The organism is Pedobacter sp. ok626 (genome assembly GCF_900100435.1).
Lineage (GTDB): Bacteria > Bacteroidota > Bacteroidia > Sphingobacteriales > Sphingobacteriaceae > Pedobacter.
This window is the reverse complement of record NZ_FNEX01000026.1, coordinates 14785-40480: the sequence shown is the minus strand read 5'-3', so window position 1 is coordinate 40480 and position 25696 is coordinate 14785. Positions and strand designations below refer to the sequence as shown.

General features: G+C 38.4%; 19 protein-coding genes. 4 read left to right on the top strand and 15 right to left on the bottom strand.

The window, feature by feature from the left end; genetic code table 11:
• Position 1: 1 nt before the first annotated feature.
• Genes dapB through BLS35_RS26135 form a run of 4 tightly spaced genes read right to left on the bottom strand, consistent with a single transcriptional unit; the run spans position 2 to position 3126 of the window.
• On the bottom strand, positions 2–742 hold the full coding sequence (dapB, locus tag BLS35_RS26150; protein WP_090787220.1) for a 4-hydroxy-tetrahydrodipicolinate reductase: 741 nt from the start codon (positions 740–742) through the stop codon (positions 2–4).
• 23 nt (positions 743–765) lie between these two features.
• Entirely contained in the window at positions 766–1386 is a 621-nt protein-coding gene (locus BLS35_RS26145) for a DUF5683 domain-containing protein (protein ID WP_090787217.1), read from the bottom strand.
• A complete protein-coding gene (locus BLS35_RS26140) occupies positions 1386–2312 on the bottom strand; it encodes a ParB/RepB/Spo0J family partition protein (protein ID WP_090787214.1) in 927 nt (308 codons plus the stop codon). The genes BLS35_RS26145 and BLS35_RS26140 overlap by 1 nt, the downstream gene beginning before the upstream one ends.
• 10 nt (positions 2313–2322) lie before the next feature.
• Positions 2323–3126: a ParA family protein gene (locus tag BLS35_RS26135; protein WP_090787211.1), complete on the bottom strand. Its 804-nt coding sequence runs from the start codon at positions 3124–3126 to the stop codon at positions 2323–2325.
• 182 nt (positions 3127–3308) lie between these two features.
• Here BLS35_RS26135 and BLS35_RS26130 point away from each other — a divergent pair, with 182 nt between their 5' ends.
• Positions 3309–3830, top strand: coding sequence for an NADPH-dependent FMN reductase (locus BLS35_RS26130; RefSeq protein WP_090787208.1), 522 nt, complete (start codon positions 3309–3311; stop codon positions 3828–3830).
• Here BLS35_RS26130 and BLS35_RS26125 read toward each other — a convergent pair.
• Positions 3817–4275: a substrate-binding domain-containing protein gene (locus BLS35_RS26125; RefSeq protein ID WP_090787205.1), complete on the bottom strand. Its 459-nt coding sequence runs from the start codon at positions 4273–4275 to the stop codon at positions 3817–3819. The two genes, BLS35_RS26130 and BLS35_RS26125, sit on opposite strands and share 14 nt — an antisense overlap.
• Before the next feature lie 54 nt (positions 4276–4329).
• Here BLS35_RS26125 and BLS35_RS26120 point away from each other — a divergent pair, with 54 nt between their 5' ends.
• A complete protein-coding gene (locus BLS35_RS26120; RefSeq protein ID WP_371328266.1) occupies positions 4330–5952 on the top strand; it encodes an ABC transporter substrate-binding protein in 1623 nt (540 codons plus the stop codon).
• Between the two features lie 240 nt (positions 5953–6192).
• Here BLS35_RS26120 and BLS35_RS26115 read toward each other — a convergent pair whose 3' ends face one another.
• The 8 genes from BLS35_RS26115 to BLS35_RS26080 form a co-directional block, all read right to left on the bottom strand.
• Positions 6193–7512, bottom strand: a complete 1320-nt coding sequence (locus tag BLS35_RS26115) for a DUF4302 domain-containing protein (RefSeq protein ID WP_165973434.1) — start codon at positions 7510–7512, stop codon at positions 6193–6195.
• Positions 7513–7519: 7 nt separating this feature from the next.
• Positions 7520–8830, bottom strand: coding sequence for a zinc-binding metallopeptidase (locus BLS35_RS26110; protein ID WP_165973435.1), 1311 nt, complete (start codon positions 8828–8830; stop codon positions 7520–7522).
• Between the two features lie 19 nt (positions 8831–8849).
• The gene (locus BLS35_RS26105) at positions 8850–10295 is read right to left on the bottom strand and encodes a RagB/SusD family nutrient uptake outer membrane protein (RefSeq protein ID WP_090787193.1); all 1446 of its coding nucleotides are present in this window, start codon (positions 10293–10295) and stop codon (positions 8850–8852) included.
• A 10-nt stretch (positions 10296–10305) separates the two neighbouring features.
• The gene (locus tag BLS35_RS26100; protein WP_254779143.1) at positions 10306–13866 is read right to left on the bottom strand and encodes a SusC/RagA family TonB-linked outer membrane protein; all 3561 of its coding nucleotides are present in this window, start codon (positions 13864–13866) and stop codon (positions 10306–10308) included.
• A gap of 250 nt (positions 13867–14116) precedes the next feature.
• Entirely contained in the window at positions 14117–15313 is a 1197-nt protein-coding gene (locus tag BLS35_RS26095; RefSeq protein WP_090787187.1) for a FecR family protein, read from the bottom strand.
• A 68-nt stretch (positions 15314–15381) separates the two neighbouring features.
• Positions 15382–16002: an RNA polymerase sigma-70 factor gene (locus tag BLS35_RS26090; protein ID WP_090787184.1), complete on the bottom strand. Its 621-nt coding sequence runs from the start codon at positions 16000–16002 to the stop codon at positions 15382–15384.
• Positions 16003–16070: 68 nt separating this feature from the next.
• On the bottom strand, positions 16071–18515 hold the full coding sequence (locus tag BLS35_RS26085; RefSeq protein WP_090787181.1) for a TonB-dependent receptor: 2445 nt from the start codon (positions 18513–18515) through the stop codon (positions 16071–16073).
• 69 nt (positions 18516–18584) lie between these two features.
• A complete protein-coding gene (locus BLS35_RS26080; protein WP_090787346.1) occupies positions 18585–19085 on the bottom strand; it encodes a DUF2147 domain-containing protein in 501 nt (166 codons plus the stop codon).
• Positions 19086–19731: 646 nt separating this feature from the next.
• Here BLS35_RS26080 and BLS35_RS26075 point away from each other — a divergent pair.
• Together BLS35_RS26075 and BLS35_RS26070 are read left to right on the top strand one after the other, a co-directional pair.
• The gene (locus BLS35_RS26075; protein WP_090787178.1) at positions 19732–20010 is read left to right on the top strand and encodes a hypothetical protein; all 279 of its coding nucleotides are present in this window, start codon (positions 19732–19734) and stop codon (positions 20008–20010) included.
• 420 nt (positions 20011–20430) lie between these two features.
• Positions 20431–21426 carry an Rpn family recombination-promoting nuclease/putative transposase gene (locus tag BLS35_RS26070; RefSeq protein WP_090787176.1) on the top strand — a complete coding sequence of 332 codons (996 nt, stop codon included), beginning with the start codon at positions 20431–20433 and terminating at the stop codon, positions 21424–21426.
• A gap of 74 nt (positions 21427–21500) precedes the next feature.
• Here the strand turns inward: BLS35_RS26070 and leuS are convergent, their stop codons facing one another.
• Both leuS and BLS35_RS26060 read right to left on the bottom strand, forming a co-directional pair.
• Positions 21501–24320, bottom strand: a complete 2820-nt coding sequence (gene leuS, locus BLS35_RS26065; RefSeq protein WP_090787173.1) for a leucine--tRNA ligase — start codon at positions 24318–24320, stop codon at positions 21501–21503.
• A gap of 79 nt (positions 24321–24399) precedes the next feature.
• Positions 24400–25656, bottom strand: coding sequence for a voltage-gated chloride channel family protein (locus BLS35_RS26060; protein ID WP_090787343.1), 1257 nt, complete (start codon positions 25654–25656; stop codon positions 24400–24402).
• Positions 25657–25696: the final 40 nt, after the last annotated feature.

Genomic DNA, 25696 nt, shown 5'->3' with positions numbered 1-25696 from the left:
GTTATTTAAAATTAAATATATCGGCTATATTATAAAAGCCCTGTTTATTTTGTAACCACTCTGCCGCTACCACTGCACCAAGCGCAAAGCCGGAACGGTTATGGGCAGTGTGTTTTAATTCAATTTCATCTACTTCCGAACTGTAAAGCACAGTATGAGTTCCCGGCACGCTTTCAATTCTGTGAGATTCAATCAACAGCTGATCTTTTTTAACCACATCCTCAAATGGAGTACCTACAACTTCATTTACCCATTCCTTTTTACGATCCATCTGCTCAATAATATCTTCAGCAAGCGTCATCGCTGTACCACTTGGTGAATCCAATTTCTGCGTATGATGAATTTCCTCTACCTGAACTTCGTAAGCAGGGTAATCATTCATCAACTTTGCCATCATTTTACTGATATGGAAAAACAGATTCACCCCTATACTAAAGTTTGACCCGTAAAGCAAGGTATTGTTACGACTTAAACACTCATTTTTCACTTCCTGTAGCTCACCATACCATCCAGTAGTACCAACCACTACAGGTAAATTCGCATCAAAACAAGCGTGAATATTGCTGAGTGCAGCATCAGGAGCACTAAAGTCTATCGCTACATCAGCTTTCGACAAATTAGCAGTAGTTAAATCTTCAGTGTTGTCGATACTGATCTTCAAGACAATCTCATGGCCTCTTTCTAAAGCAAACCTTTCGATGATTTGCCCCATTTTTCCATAACCAAGTAACGCTATTTTCATATTTCTTTTTTATTCTAATCTACTTAAAAGCTAATTGCAACTTTCATCCCCGGTACAAAGCTATTAAAGCCATACATCTGATTCGAATTCATCAAATCAGGCCTGATTTTTATACGGGCAACATCGCCAACGTCAAAATTAGCCAAACGCGCATCAATATAAGCTTCTACAATGTTCAATAAATATAAGCCTACATACGAGAAAATGATTACCTGTTTGTTTCGTCGGAAAGTGTCTTTTGCTAACACTAAGCGATCTGGTGCAGAATTTGCATAGGGACTGCCTGGTGGAGATTGTCCCCCATGTGTAGCCCGATATTCCAATTCATCAACAAATACGTTGTACTGCTTGCTATTATCGATATAGGAAATGGTAAGTAAAGTTGCACCAGTGTAAATACCTGCCACCTTTAAACCTCTGTAAAAAGTAAATCCATTTCGGATCTGCCCTAAACCAGGCAACATAGCTGATCTGATCGCAGCTCTTCGTCCGGCAATTTTACCCAGATTTACATAAGGTTTTACGGTATCTGTTACTTTAGATTGCAATGATGCGCTATCCTTCTTACCGGTCAGTTTTTCCTGGGCTCTTGCTGCAAAAGCAGCAAAAAACAAGAAGACCGATAACAGTAAAATTTTGTGCATTACCAGTCTAATAACTCTAGAATTCTATTCAAATCGTCATCAGACATGAATGGAATCTCGATTGCTCCTTTACCGTTATCCCCTACTTTTAGCTTCACTTTGGTCGCAAATTTAGAGGCCAGATCTTTCTGTAATTTTTGATATTCAAAGGGCACAGCTTTCGATTTCAGCTGAAACTTAGGTTTCACTTCAACACTGTTGATGCTCCTAACCAATTCTTCTACTTTTCTAACAGAAAGTCCTTTATCAATAATTTCCTGGTGGATAAAAAGTTGTTTTTCTTCTGAGTCTACATTGATCAACGCACGCGCATGACCCATAGATATTTTCTGATCACGGATCGAAATCTGAATCGCAGGTGGCAATTTCAGCAAACGCAAATAGTTGGTTACTGTAGTCCGGTTTTTACCAACACGTTCGCCAAGCTGTTCCTGCTTTAAGTTACACTCATCCAGCATACGCTGAAAGCTAAGCGCTACCTCGATAGCATTCAGATTTTCACGTTGTATATTTTCGATAAGCGCCATTTCCAGCATTTGCTGATCATTGGCACTACGTACATAAGCGGGAATCTGGGTAAGTCCGGCAAGTTTAGACGCTCTTAACCTACGTTCTCCAGATATCAGTTGATATTGATTTGCTGTCCCCTGTTTTCTAACCGTAATCGGCTGAATAAGCCCTTGTACTCTAATAGACTCGGCCAACTCGTTTAAAGCCACCTGATCAAACTCGGTCCGCGGCTGATAGGGATTGGTCTCTATGTCACTGATGTTAATCAGTCCAATGCTATTGTTGTTTTGGTGGCTTTCCTGCCTGGTTTCACTAACCGGGTTAACCTCGCTTTTAGGCGGATTAACGGAGTCGCTATCATCCAAAAGCGCACTTAATCCTCTGCCTAAACCTGTTTTTCGCTGAAAAGATGTCATTAAAAAATAATTATATAATTGCCGTATTTACATCCTGCACTTCCTTAACCAATCCGTTTTTACGGACGATCTCACGTGCCAGGTTCAGATAATTGATAGCTCCCTTACAGTTTGCATCATGCATAATTACAGATACGCCATAACTAGGAGCCTCACTTAAGCGGGTATTTCTTTGAATGATCGTTTCAAAAACAAGTTCTTGAAAGTGTGTTTTTACTTCTTCAACCACCTGGTTTGATAAACGTAAACGCACATCGTACATTGTCAACAAAATACCTTCAATTTCCAATTCAGGATTTAAACGATTTTGTACAATTTTAATTGTGTTTAGCAATTTACCTAAACCTTCCAATGCAAAATATTCACATTGAACAGGGATAATTACAGAATCTGCTGCTGTAAGCGCATTAATGGTAATTAAACCAAGCGAAGGAGAGCAGTCTACGATAATAAAATCGTACTGATCTCTGATCTTCTCCATAACAGCTTTCATTTTATACTCTCTGTTATTGAGGTTGATCATCTCGATTTCCGCACCAACCAGGTCGATATGTGCTGGCAACAGATCCAAATTTGGTGTTTCTGTTTTTTGTATCGCATCCATCGGCTCTATATCATTGATGATACATTCGTAGATGCTGTTTTTGATATTTCTTGGATCAAAACCAATACCGGAGGTAGAGTTGGCCTGAGGGTCTGCGTCGACCAATAAAGTCCTGTATTCCAGTACGGCTAAACTCGCTGCTAAGTTTATAGATGAAGTCGTTTTACCTACACCACCTTTTTGATTTGCCAATGCAATAATTTTACTCATTTATCTTTTTAATAATTACCAATTATTTACTTAAGGCTTAATTTACATTGAAGTAAATCTATAAAAAATGCTATTTTTGTATTGTTTTAGGCATATTTTAACGATTAGCTAAGATACAAACTAAATGGCAAAACTAGCATTAATGCACTAAGTGTTTTACACATCTTATTAACAATTTACGCATGATAACCATCATATCAGGAACAAACAGACCTGCAAGTAATACACTAAAAGTCGCAAAATATTATCAGAAAACATTGGCTGAAAAAGGATTACAAACCAATCTTTTCAACCTGGAAGATCTTCCCGAAACACTCATAGCCTCTGACCTTTACGGAAAAAGAAGCACAGAATTTGAGCCTATCCAACAAATGATCGCTGCAACCAGTAAATTTCTTTTTATCATCCCCGAATACAACGGCAGCTTCCCCGGTGTATTAAAAACATTTATTGATGCCTGCAATTTCCCCGAAAGCTTTTATGATAAAAAGGCCGCTTTAGTAGGAGTATCGTCAGGAAAATATGGAAACATTAGAGGAATAGATCATTTTGGCGGAGTTTGTAGCTACCTGCACCTTCATGTACTTCCTTTAAGAATTCACATTTCCGCGATCAAGACCGAATTGGACGAAAATGGTGATTTTTTTAAAGAAGACACTTTAAAATTCACGGGCCAGCAAATGGATAAGTTTATTGCGTTTTAAAGCTCAACCAATCTATCCCTTCATTTCCAAAAACAAAGAAACCAGGATAAAGCATTTCGGCGATATCCTCAAGGGCAGCAACCAGATCTTCAGCATCATCTGTATCTAAATCCTGTCCATTCATCAAATAAACTCTATTGTATTCAACAGCTGGCCAGCTATTATCCAACAAAGCAGGAACAATGCCCATCAGCTCCAACATGGTTTTTCCTTTTTGCATGTAAATAACCACCTTAGCTGTATTGGTGAAATCCTGATACATTCCACCCGCCGCTAAAATCACCTCTTCTAAAGCATAATTCAACTGGTTGTTCGTATCCAGAAAAGCAACTGGTACCTTATCCATAAACTTTATTTTATGCTGGATTAAATCTATACGTTCCTGAAGTTGTTCGCGCAGCGCTTCATCTTTAACCTTATTTATAACCGCATTTAAAAAAGACATATCGATATATTTATTACTTTGTGCAAAATTACTATTCCTGAACCGATGTGCCGTATGATAAACAATATTTTTTATGCCTTGTTGATTTTAACATTGCTATCCTGTAAGCAAAAATCAACCGACACGGATAAAAAGGTGTTTAATATGAACCTTGACCAGAATGTCACGTCATTGGATCCTGCTTTTGCCCGCAATCAAAACGCCATATGGATGATGAACCAGATTTTCAACGGACTCGTTCAGGTAGACAGTACATTAACCCCTCTGCCCTGCATTGCGAAAACATGGCAAATTTCCGAAGACCATCTAACTTATACTTTTAACCTGCGTAATGATGTATATTTTCATGACGATCCTATATTTCCTGATGGAAAAGGCCGAAAAGTAGTCGCAGCTGATTTCAGATACAGTTTCTACCGGCTGATTGATCCTAAAGTAGCTTCTTCCGGTGGATGGATCTTCAGCGATAAAGTTAAAGACATCAATAGTTTCATTGCCGTAAACGACAGCACTTTCCAGATCAAACTGGGTAAACCCTTTCCCGCTTTCATCAATCTACTTACTACACTTTACTGTGCTGTAGTACCTCGCGAAATTGTTGAACATTATGGGAAAGATTTCAGAAGTCACCCTATTGGCACAGGACCTTTTAAGTTTAAATACTGGAAGGAAGATGAAATATTGGTTCTGCTGAAGAATGAGCATTACTGGGAGAAAGCAGGCAACCAGCAACTCCCCTACCTGGATGCTGTAAAAGTTACCTTCATTAGTGACAAGCAAAGTGCTTTCATGAATTTCATTAAAAAAGAGCTCGACTTTTTTGACAAGGTAGATGGCAGTTACCGCGACGATATCCTGACTAAGAGTGGCAAAATGACCAGCAAGTATAAAGGTAAGTTTCAGTTAAGAAAAGGTCCCTATTTATGCACAGAATACGTAGGTATTCTCGTCGATACCTCAAAATCAATCGCCAAAAACTCTCCTTTAAAATTCAAGAAAATAAGACAGGCCATCAATTACGCGATTGACAAACCTAAGCTGATTAAATACTTACGAAACAGCATCGGTATGCCAGCTACTTCTGGCTTTATCCCACACGGCATGCCCGGTTTCGACAGTATTGCAGTTAAAGGCTACCATTATAATCCGCAGCGGGCAATAGAACTACTTGCAGAAGCTGGTTTTCCTAATGGAAAAGGGATGCCTCAATTGACCCTTAGTACCTCTACAACTTACAAAGATCTGATTGAATTTATTCAAGGCGAGCTGAGTGCCATTGGTATTCGGATGAAGGTAGATGTAAGCCCCAACGCCAGCCTAAGAGACCTTATCTCCAAAAATGAAGTCAACTTTTTCAGAGGTTCATGGATAGCCGATTACCCCGATGGAGAGAATTTCCTTGCTATGTTTTATTCCAAAAACAAAGTCCCAAATGGCCCCAACTATACCGGTTATTTTAACGATGAATTTGACCGTTTGTTTGAGCAAAGTTATTACGAAAATGACAACAAAAAGCGGTACTTACTCTACCAGAAAATGGATCGAATGATTGTAGAATATGCAAACATAGTTCCTATTCTTTACGATCAATCGTTAGTAATGACTCAAAACAACATTAGCGGGTATTCGATTAATGCCTTAAATCTGATGATATTGAAAAACGTGAGAAAAGAATAGAAGTATATATCCACAGTAATTTGCCTCGTTAATTGAGTCTAGAGACAACAATATAAATTCTTATCAATGGGGAATCCCGGTATTGTTCTTATTCGATTGAGACTTTAACCACATATAAGACACTTTGTTGTTTTAAACAGAAGACAATAAAGATTATTATTATCAATTTTCAAATAAAAAAGTCCGTCTCATATGCCTAATTATGAGACGGACTCCTCAAAAATAATTAATCAATCCTTATTATAAAACACCATAAAAGAAAGAGCTTAAATCTGCGGTGCGATAAAAGCCTCCCATTGTACTTGTGTTTGTTGGATTAGATGATGTTACCCAATTAACTTTAAATGGTCCTGAGAGCATATAGTTTGCCAAAGGTAAAACCTCAGCCGTTCTTGATACCCAATTCCCATTATACACCGGTGCACTTAAAGTAAATACATCACCTACTCTAGTATAGGTATAAGATGCACTCGCTACAAATGCCGTTGTCGCATTCCTGTAATTTACATCCACACTCAATGTATTATTGCTTGTCAATGTTAAAGTCATCAAAGTAATCGTTCTTCCTGTCCCGGCAAACAAACTAACTGTAGAATTATAAACAGCGGTAAAACCTGAAGTAACCCCAACTGGCAATCCTGTTGCAGGTATGGTAATTTTACGATAAGCAAACGTGTTTGCATAACCAAACAATAATGATAGCGGAACTAATGGCGTTGTTCCATTCTGCAAGGTAATTCTCGTTGCACCAGCCATAATGTAATAAGCTTTGTTTGCTGAATCCCATAACAGTTCATTAAAAGAAACACTGCCATATTTCATTGGTGTACTTAATACGACTTTATTGATTCCAAAACTAAAAACGGCGGATTGATTAACAATCGCATTTTGCGCGTCAACATAGGTGAACTTAAATGATTTCGCTACGGGATTAAGATCAACAGCACCTTTTGTACCATCTGCAAATTGAATATAAGGATACCTATTGGCAATTAAATAAAGAGCATTGGCCTCCATCATGGTTTTTAGCCCCCCAGCCAAAATGGCTTGCGACTCTGTAGCGGATAACTTAACCATACTCATGGCATTTTTATTGAAAGTACCTTCGAACTTAACAGTGTCCCCAACAGCCTCCGTAAAGGCAAACTCAAAATCAGATTTAAGGCCTGTGGCTGTACTAGCGCCGCCACCACTGATATTCACATCCGGATCTGCCGCCAAATGAATATAGTTATAACTATCAAAAATTAAAGTAGGTCGCTGCAAAGCCTTAAGCCTATAAGTACTTGCAGCCAGTGTTCCCGCTGATGTCAGGTTAAAATCAGAAAGCATACTTACTTTACCATCAGCTGTAAACTTAAAATAATAGGTAAAACCTTTACCACCTAGTGGATAAATAGTAGCTTTCCAGCCATCAGCAGCAGATAAAAGCTTAGCCTGATCTTCGGCTAACACTGCAGACAAACGCACATCTGGATCTTCAAAAATAGGATTATTATCCTTTTTACATCCGGCTATAAATCCTGTTATAACCAGTGCTATATATATAAATTTCTTCATTTTGTTCTTAATTTCCGTAAACACCAAAAAAGAATGAATTTGCATCAGCTGTCTTCTGTAGACCTATGTATTCACTTTTAAAATCTGCACTATAGTACCATTTGTAACTAAATTTATTCTGTGTCAAGTAATTTGTTAACGCAGTTAATCCAGGTGCAATCACCAATCCGTTGGCATCAGTAGTTACCAATGTCAGATTGATATTCCCATTAGCATCGGTAGCTATATTGTAAGTAAAATTGGCCACTAAAGCAGCGCCCGTAGAATTTAAATAGTTTACCCTTAGTGTAATCTGTCCCGCAGCACCATAAACCAAAGCAACATTACTCAGCACACGACCAGATAGACCTGCAAGACCCGTTTTTGCAGCATTAAAGACTGTAGTAAAATCGGCAGACTGTCCCGCTAGATCAGGTGAAATACCAGTTACAGTCGTATAAAGTCCGCCAAAAGCAAGATACGTACTAGGCAATAGCGGTGAATTTTGATTTAGGGCAGCTTGTACTCTATTTTGAAGGTTATAAAAGTCGATACCATAACTTTGCTTAAAATAACCAACAACCATTTCCTGTTTGGTACGAATTGCAGTTATTGTAGCAGCAGAAAGTGGTTTAAGTATGGCCTCATAACCCGCCTTACCTTCAGTAAGCATAATCGAAGTCATTTCAGCGAAGTCTTCATCAGGTGAGGCCTGTGCATATTGCGTAATAAAACCTCCATTACCGTCCACCAAAGCTCTATTGTTCCAATCAGCTGTATACCCAGCAGGCGTTACCTGTGGAAATTCCTTTTGGAAATTAATGGTTTGATTTAAAATATGCGTGAACTCATGATGAATAGTTTTTAGTATCCGCTTTGCAACATCCCTTTCCGTTTTAGAAAAATTGTTTACATTAAACAGCGTTACTTTAACACCTCCTCCGGCTTCACCCAAAGTAACAGTTCCACCGGAGTTATATTGTAAACTACCTACCAGTATGTAATTTTTAGGCGCATACTTTTTAATAAAATTCTGTCCTGCTTCGGCTGTGTAAGGATCTATCCAAACCGACCTCACCACTTCCATTAACGGCTGTACTTTATCCGTTATAGGAGGAGTTAATGTTTTAGAATTATCATACTCCGTGCCATCCCACCTGTACTTCACACTAATGTTATATGGTTGCGTAAAATTTGTAAACAACCATTGATCCAGTGCTGTCTGTGCCCAGGTATCTCCACCTAAACCGACAATTTCTTTATTCAGGTTTTCGCTTTTTTTACAGCTAAGCATAACGCCAAAAAGCGAAGCAAGCAAAAGCGTATATATATTTTTCATCTTCATTAGATTTAATGATTTAACGTGGATTTTGTTCAACACCAGATAAGGTAACTTCCGAAGGCACCTGCCATAATTTCCTATTGTCATCAGCCTTTAATGTAAACTCTGCACCATCAGCATCAGCATGTACGACAGGCAGCTTATGTCTTAAAATATCCAGCCAACGCATTCCTTCATGCACAAATTCAGCTTTTTTCAAATCAAGTAACGCATTAAAAAAGGTCTGTTTTGTGTCTGTTGTAACACCAGCGTAAAACGTCTTAATCTTAGCTTCGGTAAAATTCTGTGTAGCAGGTGTATAGGTTGACACTCTTTGACTAATCAACGTATTCATATCAGCCAATGCTTCAGGATACTTCTCCTGCATGATGTAAGCTTCAGCACGGTTTAGCAATACCTCTTCAGTAGTCAACAATGGAACCATGGTGTAAGTGGTACCTGTTGTCGCATTTATGCTTGTGCGCACAAAATGTTCCACAAATTTCAGCACATAATAAAATGTAGAACTGTTAGAAAAAATTCGATAACTATTCAGCGGAGTTCCTACAGGTGCAATAATAACATTTAGCCTATTTTGATTAACAGAATATACCGGTCTTTTATAATTCCTTGCCAATCTCGAAACAGTTTCAGCAATTAATAAATTACCAGGATTAGCAGCATTGCTAAAAGCAGCTTCTATTTGTGCAACATTGAAAGCTGAATAAGATTTCCATGGTCTCACATTATCAGCAAAGTTATTTGCAGGGAATGCAAGGTTCGCATATTCAATAACCTTTGCAGCATCTTTCTTGAATAAGTAATAGCGACAGGCAAAAGCATTTGCAGCTTTACGTGTAAAGTGATAAGCAGGCACTTTATAGTTGTCAACGATTAATGGCATGCCTTCCAAAAAATCCTTTTCAATTTGCTGATAAACATAGGCAACTGTTTTTCGATCATACTTTTTGAATACCACAGTCTCAGGATCAGTCACATAAGGTACTCCTGGGTCTATTTCAGCGGTTGCTGGGTCATAGCATTTAGAGAATAGCGTGACCAACATAAAATGTGAATAAGCCCGTGCAACTAGTGCTTCCCCCTTTTGTCCCGAATAAGCCTGAGGATCTGTAGCTTTAGCAATAGCAGCAAGCGCTTGATTAGCGGCTCCTATAGCAGTATAACAAGCATTCCAATAGTAAGTTGGACTATCCTGATCTACGGCCTCTACGTCCTTCCAAAAATAACCATTTTGATTGACTGCGAAATCTATTCCTGTAGCACTTACAAATGCAGGAATATCAGACATCGACTCAGCCAGTAGCACATGATTGCCACGTGGATAAGCGGTAACCAGCAACTCTGATACCTTTGAAGGCGTATTTAATGTAGTACGCTCATCAGGAGCCTGATCAAGAAATTTATTACATCCCGCAGTAGCGAATGCAAGTAATACAAAAAGATATATACTATATTTTTTCATGTTCTTTTATTTAAAATCCAACTTTTAATGACAGAGTAATTTGTCTTGGTATAGGAAGCGCAACACCACCAGAACCAAAGAATTCAGGATCCTGGCCCTTCAGTTTTTTATCGGCATACACCAACCAAACATTATTCCCTTGAAGCTTGAGTGACGCATTTTTTACGCCTAAAACATTACTATATTTCTGAGGAAGGTTATACGCTACAGAAACTTGTTTCAATCTCACAAAAGACCCATCCGCTACACGATCACTCGAATAATTATAAGCTGTATATGGATAAGTACCGGTAATACTCTTTCTTAACAGGTAATCTGCGATAGAAGGTGTATTGGTATAATTCTCATCTAATGGTAAAGTCCAGCGATCTAAAAACTCCCTTGGCAAGGCATCATTATCCCCATAATTACTAGAGAATACATTGTTGAGTCTGATTTTATTACCTGCCTGGTACGAAACGAAGAAATTAAATGTAAAATCCTTGTATCTAAAAGTATTGTTAAAACCTCCAGTATATGGCGGGTCAACAGGTCCCTCATATTTTAAATACTGAGTATTGGTACTCTGCACATAAACATTACTACTTAACTCACCCTCTTCATCGATAAAGGTAGGCACACCTAATCCACTCAATTTTTGGAAATCAATGGAATAAAGTCCTCTTACGGCACCACCTTCGGCTGGTCCACCTTCTGAGATAATTAAATCGTAAATTCTTGGTTTACTCTTTAAATTGGTGATTTTATTTTTGTTGTAACCAAATGTAAAATTGGTAGTCCAGCTAAAGCTGGAAGTTTTAACAGGGGTTCCTCCTAAAGTAATCTCTACTCCATGAGATTTCATATCTGCATAATTGGCCGTTTTTGTAGCTTCTCCTCCAATACCAGAGGTCACTACATCACCAATTAAATCAAATCCATTACGTTTATAATAATCCAGAGAGAAATTTATGCGACTTTGAAACAAACCCAGATCCACGCCTACGTTAGTTTCATATTGTTTTTCCCAGGTCAGCTCCGAATTTTCTAGACCATCAATTGAAATCCTGGTCTCCACCTCCGATAAACGCGGACGTCTGGTTGTACCATTTAATAGAACAACAGAAGAATTAGTGGCATCACCTAAACTAGCAGTCAGGCCATATCCACCACGAAGTTTTAAATAGCTAATTTTATCAATTTTTTGAATAAAATCCTCCTGATCAACATTCCATGCACCACTAAGGGTCCATGTAGGTAACCATCTTGCAGTTGACGAAGCACCCATACGGTTACCGCCATCATACCTAACAGTACCATTAAAAATGTATTTGGAATCATATGCATAATTTGCATTTAAGAAAAATGCCGCGTAACGATCGTAAAATTTATTCCTACCGTAATAATTATAGTTACTCTCTAGCAGCATTTTAATGATTCTATAATCCGTAAAAGCGGTACCACCTTTATCGTATTGGTAACCATAACCATTATTATAGCTGTTTTGACGGTCAGCAGATTTAGTTTGTTGGCCAATAAATGCGCCAACATCATGTTTACCAAACTTCTGTTTCCAGTCTACCTGATTTCTGATGTCATAACTCATCAGGTTGTCGTCATTTCTATTGTAAAAACCACCCTGAGGTAAAACACTTGTCTTGTCAATTACTTCTGGATGATCAGGATCATCATACAAGTACTTATTTGCATTGGCAATGGTAGAGTTTGGCATGTAGCGATACGCATTTGCCATATTCGAATATTCAGTAATTTTGTGTTCACGTGTACTTTTCACATAGCGCAGCGCACCTACTGATTTAAACTCAAAGTTTTTGAGGAACTTATAATTCAATTCACCTTGTAACTTCATGTCCATCATATCCAAATCGATATAATTGTTTTCCAACTCTTCGATGATGTTAAACGGCGCATAATTATTTATGAAATATTCTAGCTTACCATTTTCATCATATGCCGTCATCGTCCTACTTGTATTTAAAGCATAGCTAAAAGGGTTGATATCGAAATCACGGGAGTACTTTCCTTCTACTACGTTACTTGTACGACCGAGTGTACCAGGAGCGACTTGTTTCCTTAAAGCACCTGTCCCTAATATCCCTACAGATAATTTTGGAGATAGGTTATAATTACCTCTTAAATTCATAGTATATCTTTTGGCCTCATCTGCCAATGTCCATCCGTTATCATTATAATAACCCACAGAAAAATAATGTTGAGATTTTTCAGAGCCTGATGAAATACTAATGGAATGCTCCTGTACAAAAGAATTTTTAAAGAGTAAGTCAAACCAATCTGTATTTGCTGTAGCATATCTTTTTAAAAATGTGGCTCTACCTTCAGCAGTATTCACCACTCCAAATTTGCCCGAACTCGCATCAAAAGCATTAATCTGCTGATACATTTTTGCAAATACCCCACCTCTTTCACCATTCACAATATTAGGACCTAATCCTCCTTTTCTATAGATTTCAGAATATACAGACATCTCATCTGCAGAATTCATGATATTGTAAGTACTGTAGTTTGGTTTAAAAAAGGCTGAAAAATTACCACTGTAGTTAACTGCAGTATTTCCTGCCTTACCTTTTTTGGTCGTAATAACCACAACCCCATTCATGGCTCTTGCACCATATAATGCTGTTGCCGATGCATCTTTCAAAATATTGAAACTTTCAATATCATCGGCGTTGATACCCGCTACAGATGAACCCAATAATGTAGTCGCATCTCCACTGGAAAGTTGGTCATTGGAAATGTTAATCACATCTTCCAAAACCACTCCATCTACCACCCATAATGGCTTATTTTCTCCGGATATGGAAGTAGCCCCACGAACACGAATTTTTGGAGCAGTACCAAATGTACCAGAAACATTTTGCACCGAAACACCGGCGACTTTACCTTCCAGCATCCGGCTAATATCTACCACGCCATCCTGTTTCACATCAGCCCCACTAATGGTTACAGCTGATCCAGTAAATAGCTTTTTATTGATATTTTGGAAACCTGTAACAACAACTTCCGACAAAGCTTTATTATCCTGTTTAAGCTTTATATTAAGTGTTGTTTTTCCAATGGTAGGGACTTCCTGCGTCATGTAACCAATCATAGTCAGAACAAGTATTTCCCCGTCGTTCACTCTTATAGAAAACTCTCCATTAGTATTTGTTGAGGTAGATTTGGTTGATCCTTTAACTTTAATGGATACCCCGGGTAGTGGCTGTCCATCTTCATCGGCCACAATTTTTCCGTTAATCAGTCTATCGGGGGCTGCATCTTTCACTTTAACAATGATGTTCGTCTCTTCTATTGAAAAGGAAAGTCTTTTCAAGCTAAACACATCTTTCAATACATCTGAAACATCTCTATCTTTTACCTGAACATTAACTGTTCCTGCGCGTTCAATTACTTCATTATTGTAAATGAAATAATAGCCGGTTTGCCGGCGTATTTCTTTAAATAGTTCTTTTAAACTGGCGTCGTTCTTAGAAATAGTGACTCTCTGGGCAAAGCTTGATGCAGTTGCCTGAAAGGTAAGGGCCAGAATAATAATTGCGGTTAACTTCATCATAAGGATGAGCTTTTTTATACCAATGACTGTCCTTTTTCGTTTTAATACGGAAAAGAAATGAGCAATAACGCTCGTTATTGAATGTGAATAATCATTCATATATTTGAAATATAGGGTTAGCAGTTTGGTTGATTGATACGATTAAATAAGGGTAACCCTATAAGCCTGCCGCCAAGCAGGATTTCTGACCTTTCCGGGGCGCAATCCGGGAAGGTTATTTTAGGTTAACCTTTTACGTTTAGTTAAGTAGTTATCTAGTCATGGTACCTCCTTTTGCTTTTTTAACAATGATTTGCTTATCGCCGATCACAAAATCTATCCCACCTGTTTCTTCTATCAGCGCTAGTATTTTCGAGACATTATTACTTCTTGAAATCATTCCTGTGATGTACAAATCAGGTTTCACCCCCTGATACACAACATCCACACTATACCACCTTTTAATTTGTCGCATGACTTGTTCCAAAGGAGTATTATCAAATTGAAACAAACCATTTTTCCAATTTGTCACTTCATCAATGTCAACATTTCTTAAGGAGATTTGCATTGACCCAGCCTTAATTGACGCTTGTTGTCCAGGAATTAGTGTCCGCGAATTATTACCTAGATCTATACGAACCGACCCCTCTGCCAGAGCAACTTGGGTCTGTCCTTCTTCAGCATACGACATGATATTGAAGTGCGTACCTAAAACCTTCACTTCCATAGCACCAGCTTTAACTTTAAATGGATGTTGTTTATCCTTAGCCACCTCAAAGTAAGCTTCGCCTATCAATGACACATTTCTTTCTTCTCCCGAAAAAACTGAAGGATAGGATATAGATGATTCTGCATTGAGCCACACTTTACTATGATCAGGTAAAATGAGCATATATTGACCTCCACTTGGTGTAGTTAGGGTATTGATATGATTTTTAACAAGCGTTTCATCACCATCAGATTTAGCTGCATCATACAGCAACATTCCTTCTGCGGTTTTGCTGATCTTTGTTCCATCCTCATCGGCCAGCATACCAGTACTATGCCCATCAAGCACAATTTCAGTCCCATCAGCTAGTTTCAACACAGCTTTATTGCCCCCAGGAGCAATATCTTTTTTAATACTAACGGTTGATGTTTTCTGCTTTTTCTGCTGTTGGTTATCCCAGGTTAAAATCCCAACCGATAACATCACAATGATTGCCGCAGCAATAGGCAACCATAATGACCTTACCTTTCCTTTTGCTCTATCCTCTACAATGGAACTAAACATCTCGTCCCAGTTTATAGCATCAACTTCTGCTCCAGGTACTAATGTCTTGTAATTTTCATCCATTACTATTTCCAACCTCTCCCGATATTCAGGTAGGTCTATATAGGAGAACAGTTTTTTTAGTTCCTCAAGGCTGCAAGATTTATCTAGATATTTATTTAGCAGGGTTTCAAACTGCTCCTTTGTTCTTTCCATCAAAAATATACGACCACTGTTGGTGTGGATATATCCTTATAGATACATGGAATCGAAAGAAGGACCGTTTAAATTGAATTATTTTTAAAAAAAAGATAAAAAACCTCAAGAAAGATAATAATCAACGAATTGCGAGATAGAAATACTTTTATAAAATGTAAGACCTCCACCATAATATTTTTCACTCTGCTCTTGGAGAGACCTATTTCAAGAGCAATATTTTCATGGCTCATGCCTTGTTCACGGCACATTTTAAAAATCTTTTGCTTTTGCTCAGATAGTATAGAAAGTGCCTGATTGATTAAGGCCTGACTTTCTTTTAATTGTAAAGCCTCTTCTGTTGGATTAATTTCTTCCTGCATATTCGCCCAAACAACTTTCATCATCTTTTCATCTCTGGCAACATTACTTAGATAACGCAAAGTTCTATTCCGAACTACGGTATAAATATAATTACGAGGATGTTCAACAGTCGTCAAGCTGTCCCTGTTTTGCCATAAACCCAAAAAAGTATCTTGTACAATTTCCTCCGCATCAGCTTTAGAATGGATGAAATTTACAACAAAGGTAAAAGTTATGCCTTTATAGCTATCAAAAATTAACTTAAAAGCAGCCTCATCCCCTCTCGCAATCTGTTGGAGCAATAGCTTTTCACCTGCCAAATCATATATACCACCCTGAACTGCCATATTTGTTCTTATCCATAAATAAGATAAGAACGCAATATAACAATATTTAAAAAAAATAAACTAGCCGGCTAATTCCCCTGCAATCCGCCAACTCCGCCACCGGTGCCGCCACCGCCTTGTTGTTGATCCTCTTTCTTCACATCATCATTATTAACCTTCTTCTTTTTAGCGTCAAAATTCATCTTACCAAACTTATAACTAAAGTTTATCCCAAAAGAGCGTAAAGGGTAATGGATATCACTGCGATTAAACGAATTGGCTGTGATGTTTGTCGTTTTTATATTCAAATCCCGATTAAAAGGATTCAAAACATTTAAACCAATAGTCGCTTTTTTCTTCAAAATCTCTTTCTTTACCGCAGCACCATAAAAATACATCATATCAGTCTTACCTTGAAAAGTACGTTTCGGCGCGTTAATCACTCCCCAAAGCTCAGTAGTCCAACCTTTAGGCAAAGCATAGGCCGATCGCGCAAATGCAGTATAATTTAAAAATGTACCTGTACTTATATCCTTGTCACTACTATTAACCTCATACGTATTTAAACCCAAATTGGCCATTAAAGTCCATTTAGGTTTTGGATTATAAGAGCCGAACACATTAAAACCATATGAACGGCTAGTTCCCACATTTATATAAGTCGTCAGGTTTTTACCCACACCATCATCAACTATTGGCCGTATAAAACTCTCAATCACATCCTGAGTATTCTTATAAAACACCGAAGCTGTAATTACCGATCCCTTAATAAAGGTTGAATAACCAAGCTCTATATTATCAGTCAATTCGGGAGCTAACTTTGGATTACCCTCAATTGGATTAAACACATCACTTTGATTTCTGAAAGGATTTAAATAGAATAAACTTGGACGTTGTACCCTGCGGTTATAACTCAGTTTAAGGGTAGACATTCCTTTTAAGGTCCGCGAAATCACCATACTCGGAAACAAGTTAAAATAATCGTTATCAAAGTTTAATGTGTGACCGGCCACTCCATCTATTTTCGTGTACTCGGCTCTCAAACCTGCCTTAACGGTTATCTTTTTAGTCAATTTAAAACCTAGCACACCATAGGCTGCAGCCACATTTTGATCGTAATCAAAATCTTGCTCCGCCACATCAAAATCACTTATGATATTTCTGAAGATGCCCTTGACACCGGTTTCTAAAACAGTTGTTTTACTAAAAGGATACACATAATCACTTTGCACGGTATACTCATTATTTTTACCCGTATTATGCCCCAACACAATCAGGTCAGGAAGCCCCTCACTGAGAAATCTATTGCTGAAGTCGCTACCGTTACGCCCGGCAGATAGTTGCGCTGAAACACTAAACTCCTCACCATCCCGTTTAGTAGTTTTTCTGTAGTCCACATTCCAATCCAGATTATTAAAGCTCATGTCCATATCCCTTATATTGGTAGACACTATACCATTTCTCGTGATCAATGAACTACCCGGACCACCATTAGAAAAACGATTCAGTTTGGCCGTGGTACTAATATTATTGTATCCATTGAAATCATAATCCAAGCCCAAGCTACCATTATACCCCACCCTAGACCACTTAGAATAACCATCTTGTAAAACCGTATTCGTTACTCCTTCAATCGTCGAAGTATTAAAATTAACTACTTTCGAATTTTGTGGGTAAGCCTGATTTAAACCTAAGCTACCATTTACCGCTAAACGTCCTGTTTTAACATTTAAGTTAAAAGATCCATTATTTGAGCGTGTACCGGCAGTTGCATTTACGCTTCCACTCGTCCCTTCCGCCGTTTTTTTCTTGGTAATAATATTAATGATCCCACCAGAACCCTCGGCATCATACTTGGCCGATGGACTAGTAATCACCTCAACACTTTTAATCTGTTCTGCAGGAATCATCTTCAAGGCATCAGCAACACTATTCGCCATAGTCCCCGAGGGCTTTCCATTAATTAAAACCCTAACCGAACTACCACGTAACTGAACATTCCCATTTATATCTACAGAGAGCATCGGTACTTTACGCATCACATCGGTAGCATCACCACCTGCATTGGTAATGTCCTGCTCCGCATTGTAAACCAGTTTATCGATCTTATTTTCAATCAGTGCTGTTTGCCCTGTAATTTCTACCTCCTTTAAATTACCAGCTGTAGGACTAATGTAAATTATACCTGTATTATGATCTGGTTTTCCAACAGTAGTTGTTACCAGTGTTGTTTTAGTTTTATACCCCATAAAACCAATCGTCAGCTTATAATCATCTGGGGCAACATTTTGCAGCACTACCTTTCCCTTATCATCTGTTAAACCACCATTCACCGATTTGCCGTCCTTTACCTTAAACAGGGAGATACTTGCATAATCTATAGGCTTTTTAGTTAGGGAATCAAGGATTACTGCTGTAATCCGACCTGTTACTGTTGGCTTAGTTGCCCCACCAAGCGAAAACTGTGCATTTGCGCTAAAAACTGGTGCGGTTACTACAAATAAAAAGGCGAAATATTTTAGATAGGCTTTCATACATCAATTAGTAGCTGTAACATTGGAATTGTTACACAATGCTACACAATTTCTCTACGGTGTATTGGCCTATTTAGCAATTATTTTGATGCAGCCTTTGTAAGGCAAAAAATCCAGGCTTTTACAGAGCATTTTGAATCGCCAGTAACCTTTTACACGCAAATGCCCATTATCTGTAAAAAAAGCACAGGAGCTCCATTCCTTGCCACTCAGCGAGTCGTATATGACACCTTCTTCCCAACTATTTGATTCTTCTATAAACTTAAGCTGTTTTAATACTTCCATTCCCAGTAGCTTCCGACTTCTTAATGCAGGGTTAGGATTTCTAAGATCCGTCCTACTATCAATAGGCTCAGTTAATTCATCTCCATCACTAAACCATAGAACTTTCGCTTTAAATTCAAGGCCTGATTTATAAATTTCGACAATGAGATTTTTCTTCTCAGTGATCCATTTACCGATAATCTTATCTGGAAGATAATTAACAGCAGACTCTTTTGAGAATACCGCTTCCTTGGCATAGCCACCTGCAGTACTTTTTTGTGCATAAATTGGGTTGACAGCTAACATAACCAAAACGGTTATTGATACCTGCCGAAGCAGTAAGGAGCTGTACATAAGTTAATAATATTGGTGCTATTCTAAATTTAGATAGAAATTTTGGTTTATTTCAGTATTATCTCAATCATTTTTCATTTTAATTGCTCTAGGCTATTATAGTGTTTTACTATCTGTCACAAGCGTGTGATTTATCAAATCAAAATATCGTAATTTACTTCAATATTTTTACACAAAAACATTACAATAATCTTACAAGATAATTATGTTCTATAAAATTACTTTGATTATCTTACAATAGATTTAGTTCCAAAGCCAATAACCTAAAATAGATAGCCAATGAAATAAAAGAAACAACAATAACAGATCATACTTCTTAAATGAGGTATTAATTGAGAGTCTCGGTTTACAAATTCTGACAATTAAACCAACGAGACAATAGATTAATGCCCATAACAAATATTGTTGTACTTTTGACGGTGCACTATAGCGTTATGGGCTCTATTGTAAATCCGTTTGGTAAGGCCGTCAGAAGCCCGTAAACGCGGTATTTAGAGCTCGCTATAGTGCACCTTCGTTTTACACGATAAAATCAAGCTGCTATAGGTTTCTGTAAATCTCCAAGAGACTCATTTTTTTAAACTTAAAAAATGAGCATATGTATACACCCGACCAATTTTTACACAAAAGACCTTCAGGAACCAAAGCTGAGCTTAACGCATTCGCAAAAACTAAATTAAAAGATTTTTTTGATATTTATCCACTTGACGATAGTCTTGAATATCTCTGGAGAATGATCCAACAGAGTTTTTATACCAAGAGCCGCCGCATATTACCTAATGCAGAACGTGCTAATCTGATCGCTTACTACGAATATCTTCATACGCTGATTCTAGCCGCTAACATCGTTAATGATGAATTAAAAAAACCAACCTAATTGGTCTAGTTGTTACGCCTAGATTCGTTGATTTAAATCGATGACCCTAGATATAACATGTGTCAAAACTATACCAAAAAGAAAAATTAATCTTTTAAAACTTAAAAACCCGAAATCACCTCAAGAAAGTTGCTTTATAATTAACCGTTTGAATCCGCTATATTCCCGGACATTACCCCGACGTTACTCGGACATTACTCGGAAACTACCCGGCTGGAGCCGAGTAGCTTCCGGTTAATATCCGTTAATACACCATGAATTAAGTTGCCTTAGAGTAGAGTCAGACTGGTACCCGCTTTTGTTGCTTTACGTTATTTTATTTTGGCTAAACACGATTAAACTGCGTTTTCAACCAAATTTCAGCGCAGTGAAGTTTATCATGAATTATCTCGAGAGGTTTGCTGAAATAATAAAGGAAAAATGAGCGAAGAAACAGGTATTACAAGATCCATCGATCCAATAAGTAATAAGGATCAGGCACGCTATATTGATCCTTATAGCGACTTTGGATTTAAACACATTTTTGGTAAAGCCCACAACAAAAACCTATTAATCAGTTTTATCAATCAGGTGCTAAAAGGAAGGAAAGTAATTGTTGATATTCAGTATAATAATACCGAGTTTAAAGGGTCCGGTGAGGATTATAGGAAAACAGTATTTGATTTACTCTGTACTGGCGACAGGGGTGAAAAATTTATCGTAGAAATGCAGAAAGCAAAACCTAAAAACTTTAAAGACCGAAGTATTTTTTATACCGCAAATCTGATTCAGGAGCAGGGCATCGGTGTACCTGCAGATTGGGATTATGAGATTCCTGAAGTATTCTTTATAGGGATAATGAATTTTAATTTCGACGACAGCCACCCGGATCATTTTATACATGATATTAGGTTAATGGACAACAATACGCACCAAGAATTTTATTCAAAGTTGTCGTATACTTTTATAGAGATGCCTAAATTTAAAAAACTGGAAACTGAATTGGAAACTGAACTGGATCAGTGGCTTTACATCTTAAATAACCTAGAAAAATTATCTGAAATACCGCTATCTTTGGTAGGCAATACAGAATACGAAAAAGTATTTGAGCTTGCTGAAGTGGGCAATTTAACGCGAGAAGAAATGTGCGAATATAATCAAAGATTAAAAATACAACGGGATAACTATAGCGTGATGGAAAATGCGAAAGACGAAGGCCGAGAAAAGGGCCTTATAGAAGGACGCATAGAGGGACGTGTTGAGGGACGTGTTGAGGGAATTGTTGAAGGCCGTATCGAGGGGCATATAGAAGGTCGTATAGAGGGGCGCATAGAAGAACGTAAAGAAATGGCCATCAAATTAAAAAATGAAAATATTTCGTTAAGTATCATATCTAAAACCACTGGACTCACCATAGAAGAAATAGCCACTTTATAACCAAATAATTGGCTTGGAATATTACATAAAAAGCTCCTAGTTTTCACTAGAAGCTTTTCACAAGAAGTATTATTTTATATTACAATATTCACAATTCTTCCCTTCACAACAATCACCTTTTTCGGTGTCTTGCCTTCCAGGTATTTCTGTACATCTTCGTTAGCCAATACCCTTTCTTCAATCTCTTTAGGCTCTAAAGTAAGACTCAGACTTAAATTTAAGCGCGTTTTACCATTTACAGAAACAGGGTAACTGAACTCATCCTCTACCAAATGTGCAGGATTAAAAGTTGGATAAGCAGTATAAGATAAACTACCTGCTTCATGTCCTAATAGTACCCAAAGTTCTTCACAAATGTGCGGTGCATAAGGAGAAAGAACAACAACCAGATCTTCCAAGACCTGACGATTTTTACATTTCAGGTCGGTTAACTCATTTACAGCAATCATAAAGCTCGAAACAGATGTATTGAACGAGAAACGTTCCACATCATCCTGCACTTTTTTAATGATCTTATGTAGCGCTTTTAACTCAGCTTTAGTAGGTACAGAATCACTTACATGGAATGTCCAGTTCTCATTGTGGAACAAACGCCAAAACTTACGCAAGAATTTAAACACGCCTTCAATACCATTGGTATTCCAAGGTTTGCTTTGCTCTAGCGGGCCTAAAAACATTTCGTACATACGTAGCGTATCAGCTCCGTAGCTCTCGATCAACACATCAGGGTTAACTACGTTGAATTTAGATTTAGACATCTTTTCAACCTCTACACCACAGATATATTTACCGTTTTCAAGAATGAACTCAGCATTCGCAAACTCAGGTCTAAACAACTTAAATTTCTCGATGTCTAAGATCTCATTGTCAACAATGTTTACGTCAACATGCAATGCAGAAGTTTTATAGTCTTTTCTTAAACCATAAGAAACCAAAGTATTTGTGCCTCTTCCCTCTTCATCAATCACACGATACACAAAATTACTTCTGCCTTGAATCATCCCCTGATTGATCAGTTTTTTGAAAGGCTCTTCCTCTTTTACATGTCCCATATCTTTCAAGAACTTGTTCCAGAAGCGGCTGTATAAAAGGTGACCTGTAGCATGTTCCGAACCACCGATATACAAATCCACATCTCTCCAGTATTCTATAGCCTCTTCACTTGCAAAGTCCGAAAAGTTATCGGCATCCATATAGCGATACCAATACCAGCTAGAACCTGCCCATCCCGGCATCGTGCTTAGTTCGTACGAGTATCTATCTTCATATTTCCAACCTTCGGCTCTTGCCAATGGCGGTTCACCAGTTTCGGTAGGTAAATATTTGTCAACTTCTGGCAGCCTCAAAGGCAGTTCACCTTCTTTAATCAAATAAGGTAAACCATAATCAAAATACACCGGAATTGGCTCTCCCCAATACCGCTGGCGACCAAAAATAGCGTCACGCATGCGGTAATTGATCTTAGCCTTACCTACTTCTTTTTCTTCCAGCCATGCGTTTAAAGTTGCAGTAGCCTCAGTATAATTCATTCCGTTAATGAAACCAGAATTGATATATTTTCCTTCTTTGGTGGCATCAGCCTGATGTTCTATATCTTGCTGAGCATCCAGAATTTGTACGATTGGCAAGTTAAAATGGCTGGCAAACAACCAATCGCGTTGGTCGCCACTTGGCACACCCATTACGGCACCCGTACCATAACCAGCCAATACATAATCTGCAATCCAAAGTTGGATGCGCTCACCGCTCACTGGGTTAATCACATAGCTTCCTGTAAAGGCTCCCGATACCGTTTTGGTATCAGCCATACGATCAAGCTCTGATTTTTTCTTAGTTTGGGCAATGTAATTATTGATGTCGTTTTGCTGTGCAGCTGTAGTCAACTGGGCAACTAACTCATGCTCCGGCGCAAGCACCAGGTAAGAAACACCAAATATGGTATCCACACGTGTGGTAAAAACTTCAATATAATCATCTTTAAGCGCTGAGATTTGAGATTCAAGCTCTGCCGATTTCTCGATAGTAAACCTTACGCTTGCGCCAACACTTTTGCCGATCCAGTTGCGTTGCATTTCCTTAACAGGCTCTGGCCAGTCGATCGTATTTAATCCTTGCAGCAAGCGTTCGGCGTAAGCAGAGATGCGCATACTCCACTGCATCATTTTTTTCTGCTCAACCGGATGACCGCCGCGTTCAGAAAAACCGTCCTTTATTTCATCATTAGCCAGCACAGTACCTAAAGCAGCGCACCAGTTTACTGTGCTTTCTTTTAAAAATGTTAACCGATATTTCAAAAGCTCTTCTTGCTTTTCACGAGGTGACATAGTCGACCAGTCGCTTGGCATGAAGCTTTTTACATCTTCATCGCAAACGGCTTTAACATCAGCAGTACCCGAGGCATTGAATTTTTCGATCAGGCTAGTGATATCTTCTGCGCGATCATTTTCAAGATTATACCATGAATTAAACAACTGCATAAAGATCCACTGCGTCCATTTATAATAGGTCGCGTCACTTGTACGAATTTCTCTACTCCAATCAAAAGAGAAGCCGATTGCATCCAATTGCTTACGATAAGTATTGATATTGGTTTCGGTGGTTATAGCAGGATGCTGTCCGGTTTGGATCGCATACTGTTCTGCCGGTAGGCCGAAAGAATCGTATCCCATCGGGTGTAACACATTAAAGCCCTTCAGTCTTTTATACCTCGCAAATATATCAGAAGCAATATAGCCTAGCGGATGACCAACATGTAATCCCGCTCCTGAAGGATACGGAAACATGTCGAGCACATAAAATTTAGGTTTAGCAGATTCAGTTTCTGCCTTAAACGTTTGATTCTGAGCCCAGAATTTTTGCCACTTTTGCTCTATTTCTTTAAATTGGTAATCCATTAATGCTATTCCTTTTTGTAGCGCGAAAATAAAGAAATAAAGGTAGTTAGCGAAACGCTTTTACAAAATAGGCTATTAGTTAAGCTTTACTAAAATAAGAATACTTGATTTTACCAAATAGGAAGTGCCGTGGATCCTTATTCTCGGTTGCATTATAGATGCTATGTCGGCCCGAAACAAAGTAGGCAACAAGGCATGCGATGGTTACATATATACCGCATGAAATGCCAAACAACTCCATAGCCATGATGCAACAAGCCAATGGCGTTTTGGCCGCGCCGGCAAATACAGCAACAAATCCCATTCCAGCCAACAAGCCCACAGGAAGGGGAAGAAACAGCGATAGCATGCTACCTAAAGTTGCTCCGATAAAGAAAAGTGGTGTCACTTCGCCACCTTTAAAACCCGCACCAAGGGTAATTGCAGTGAATAGTATTTTAAGCGCAAAATCCTGAGTCTGTGAAGCCGAATTAAAAGATTCCAAAATGGTTGGAATACCCAATCCAGCATACTTGTAGGTACCCGGTATTAAAAACAATAACATTACAATAATACCACCAATAAATGGGCGTAAAGGCGCATAACTAATTTTCTTAAACAAATGCGATAAGCCATCCGTGAGCCTCACAAATAAAATAGCAGCTACGCCAAATGCTACGCCAGCCAAGCCACTGTACACAATAGTCCTTAAAGAAAGTGGTTCGATATAAGCGATGTGATAATGCGTATGCCCTACCCCCCATAATTCGGTAACGTAAGCACCAATAAAGGCGGAGGCTACAGCTGGAAATATAGCCTTTACTGGGATTCTGGCAAGTAAGAGCACCTCCATCCCGAATACAATACCGGCCAAAGGTGTACCAAAAACTGATGCAAAACCGGCACTCAAACCGGCAATGAGCAATATCCCCCGATCTTTAGCATTAAGTTTAAATGGGGTATGTAATTGATCTGCAGTAGCCGCCGCCATTTGCAAAGCTGTACCTTCCCTGCCTGCTGATCCACCAAACAAATGTGTAAAGAGCGTGCCAATAAGCACTAAGGGCACCATTTTGAATGGAATTACGTCTTTAGGGTTATGCACGGTATCAAACACCAGGTTATTTCCCCGCTCTACCCCTTTCCCTTTATGATAGTACAAGAGCCCAATCACGAAACCGGCAAAAGGCAATAAATATAGCAACCAGGTATGCTGATCTCTAAAAGTGGTAACAAGATTTAGTGACGTTAAAAAGAGTGCAGATAGTGATCCCGCAGCCACACCGATGATCAGGATTAAGCTCATCCATTTTAAAACATTACGAAAAAAGAATACGGGCTTTTCTTGCTTAATCATCTTATGCCTGATCATTATTTTAGGAGCCAGGCTCAAGGCA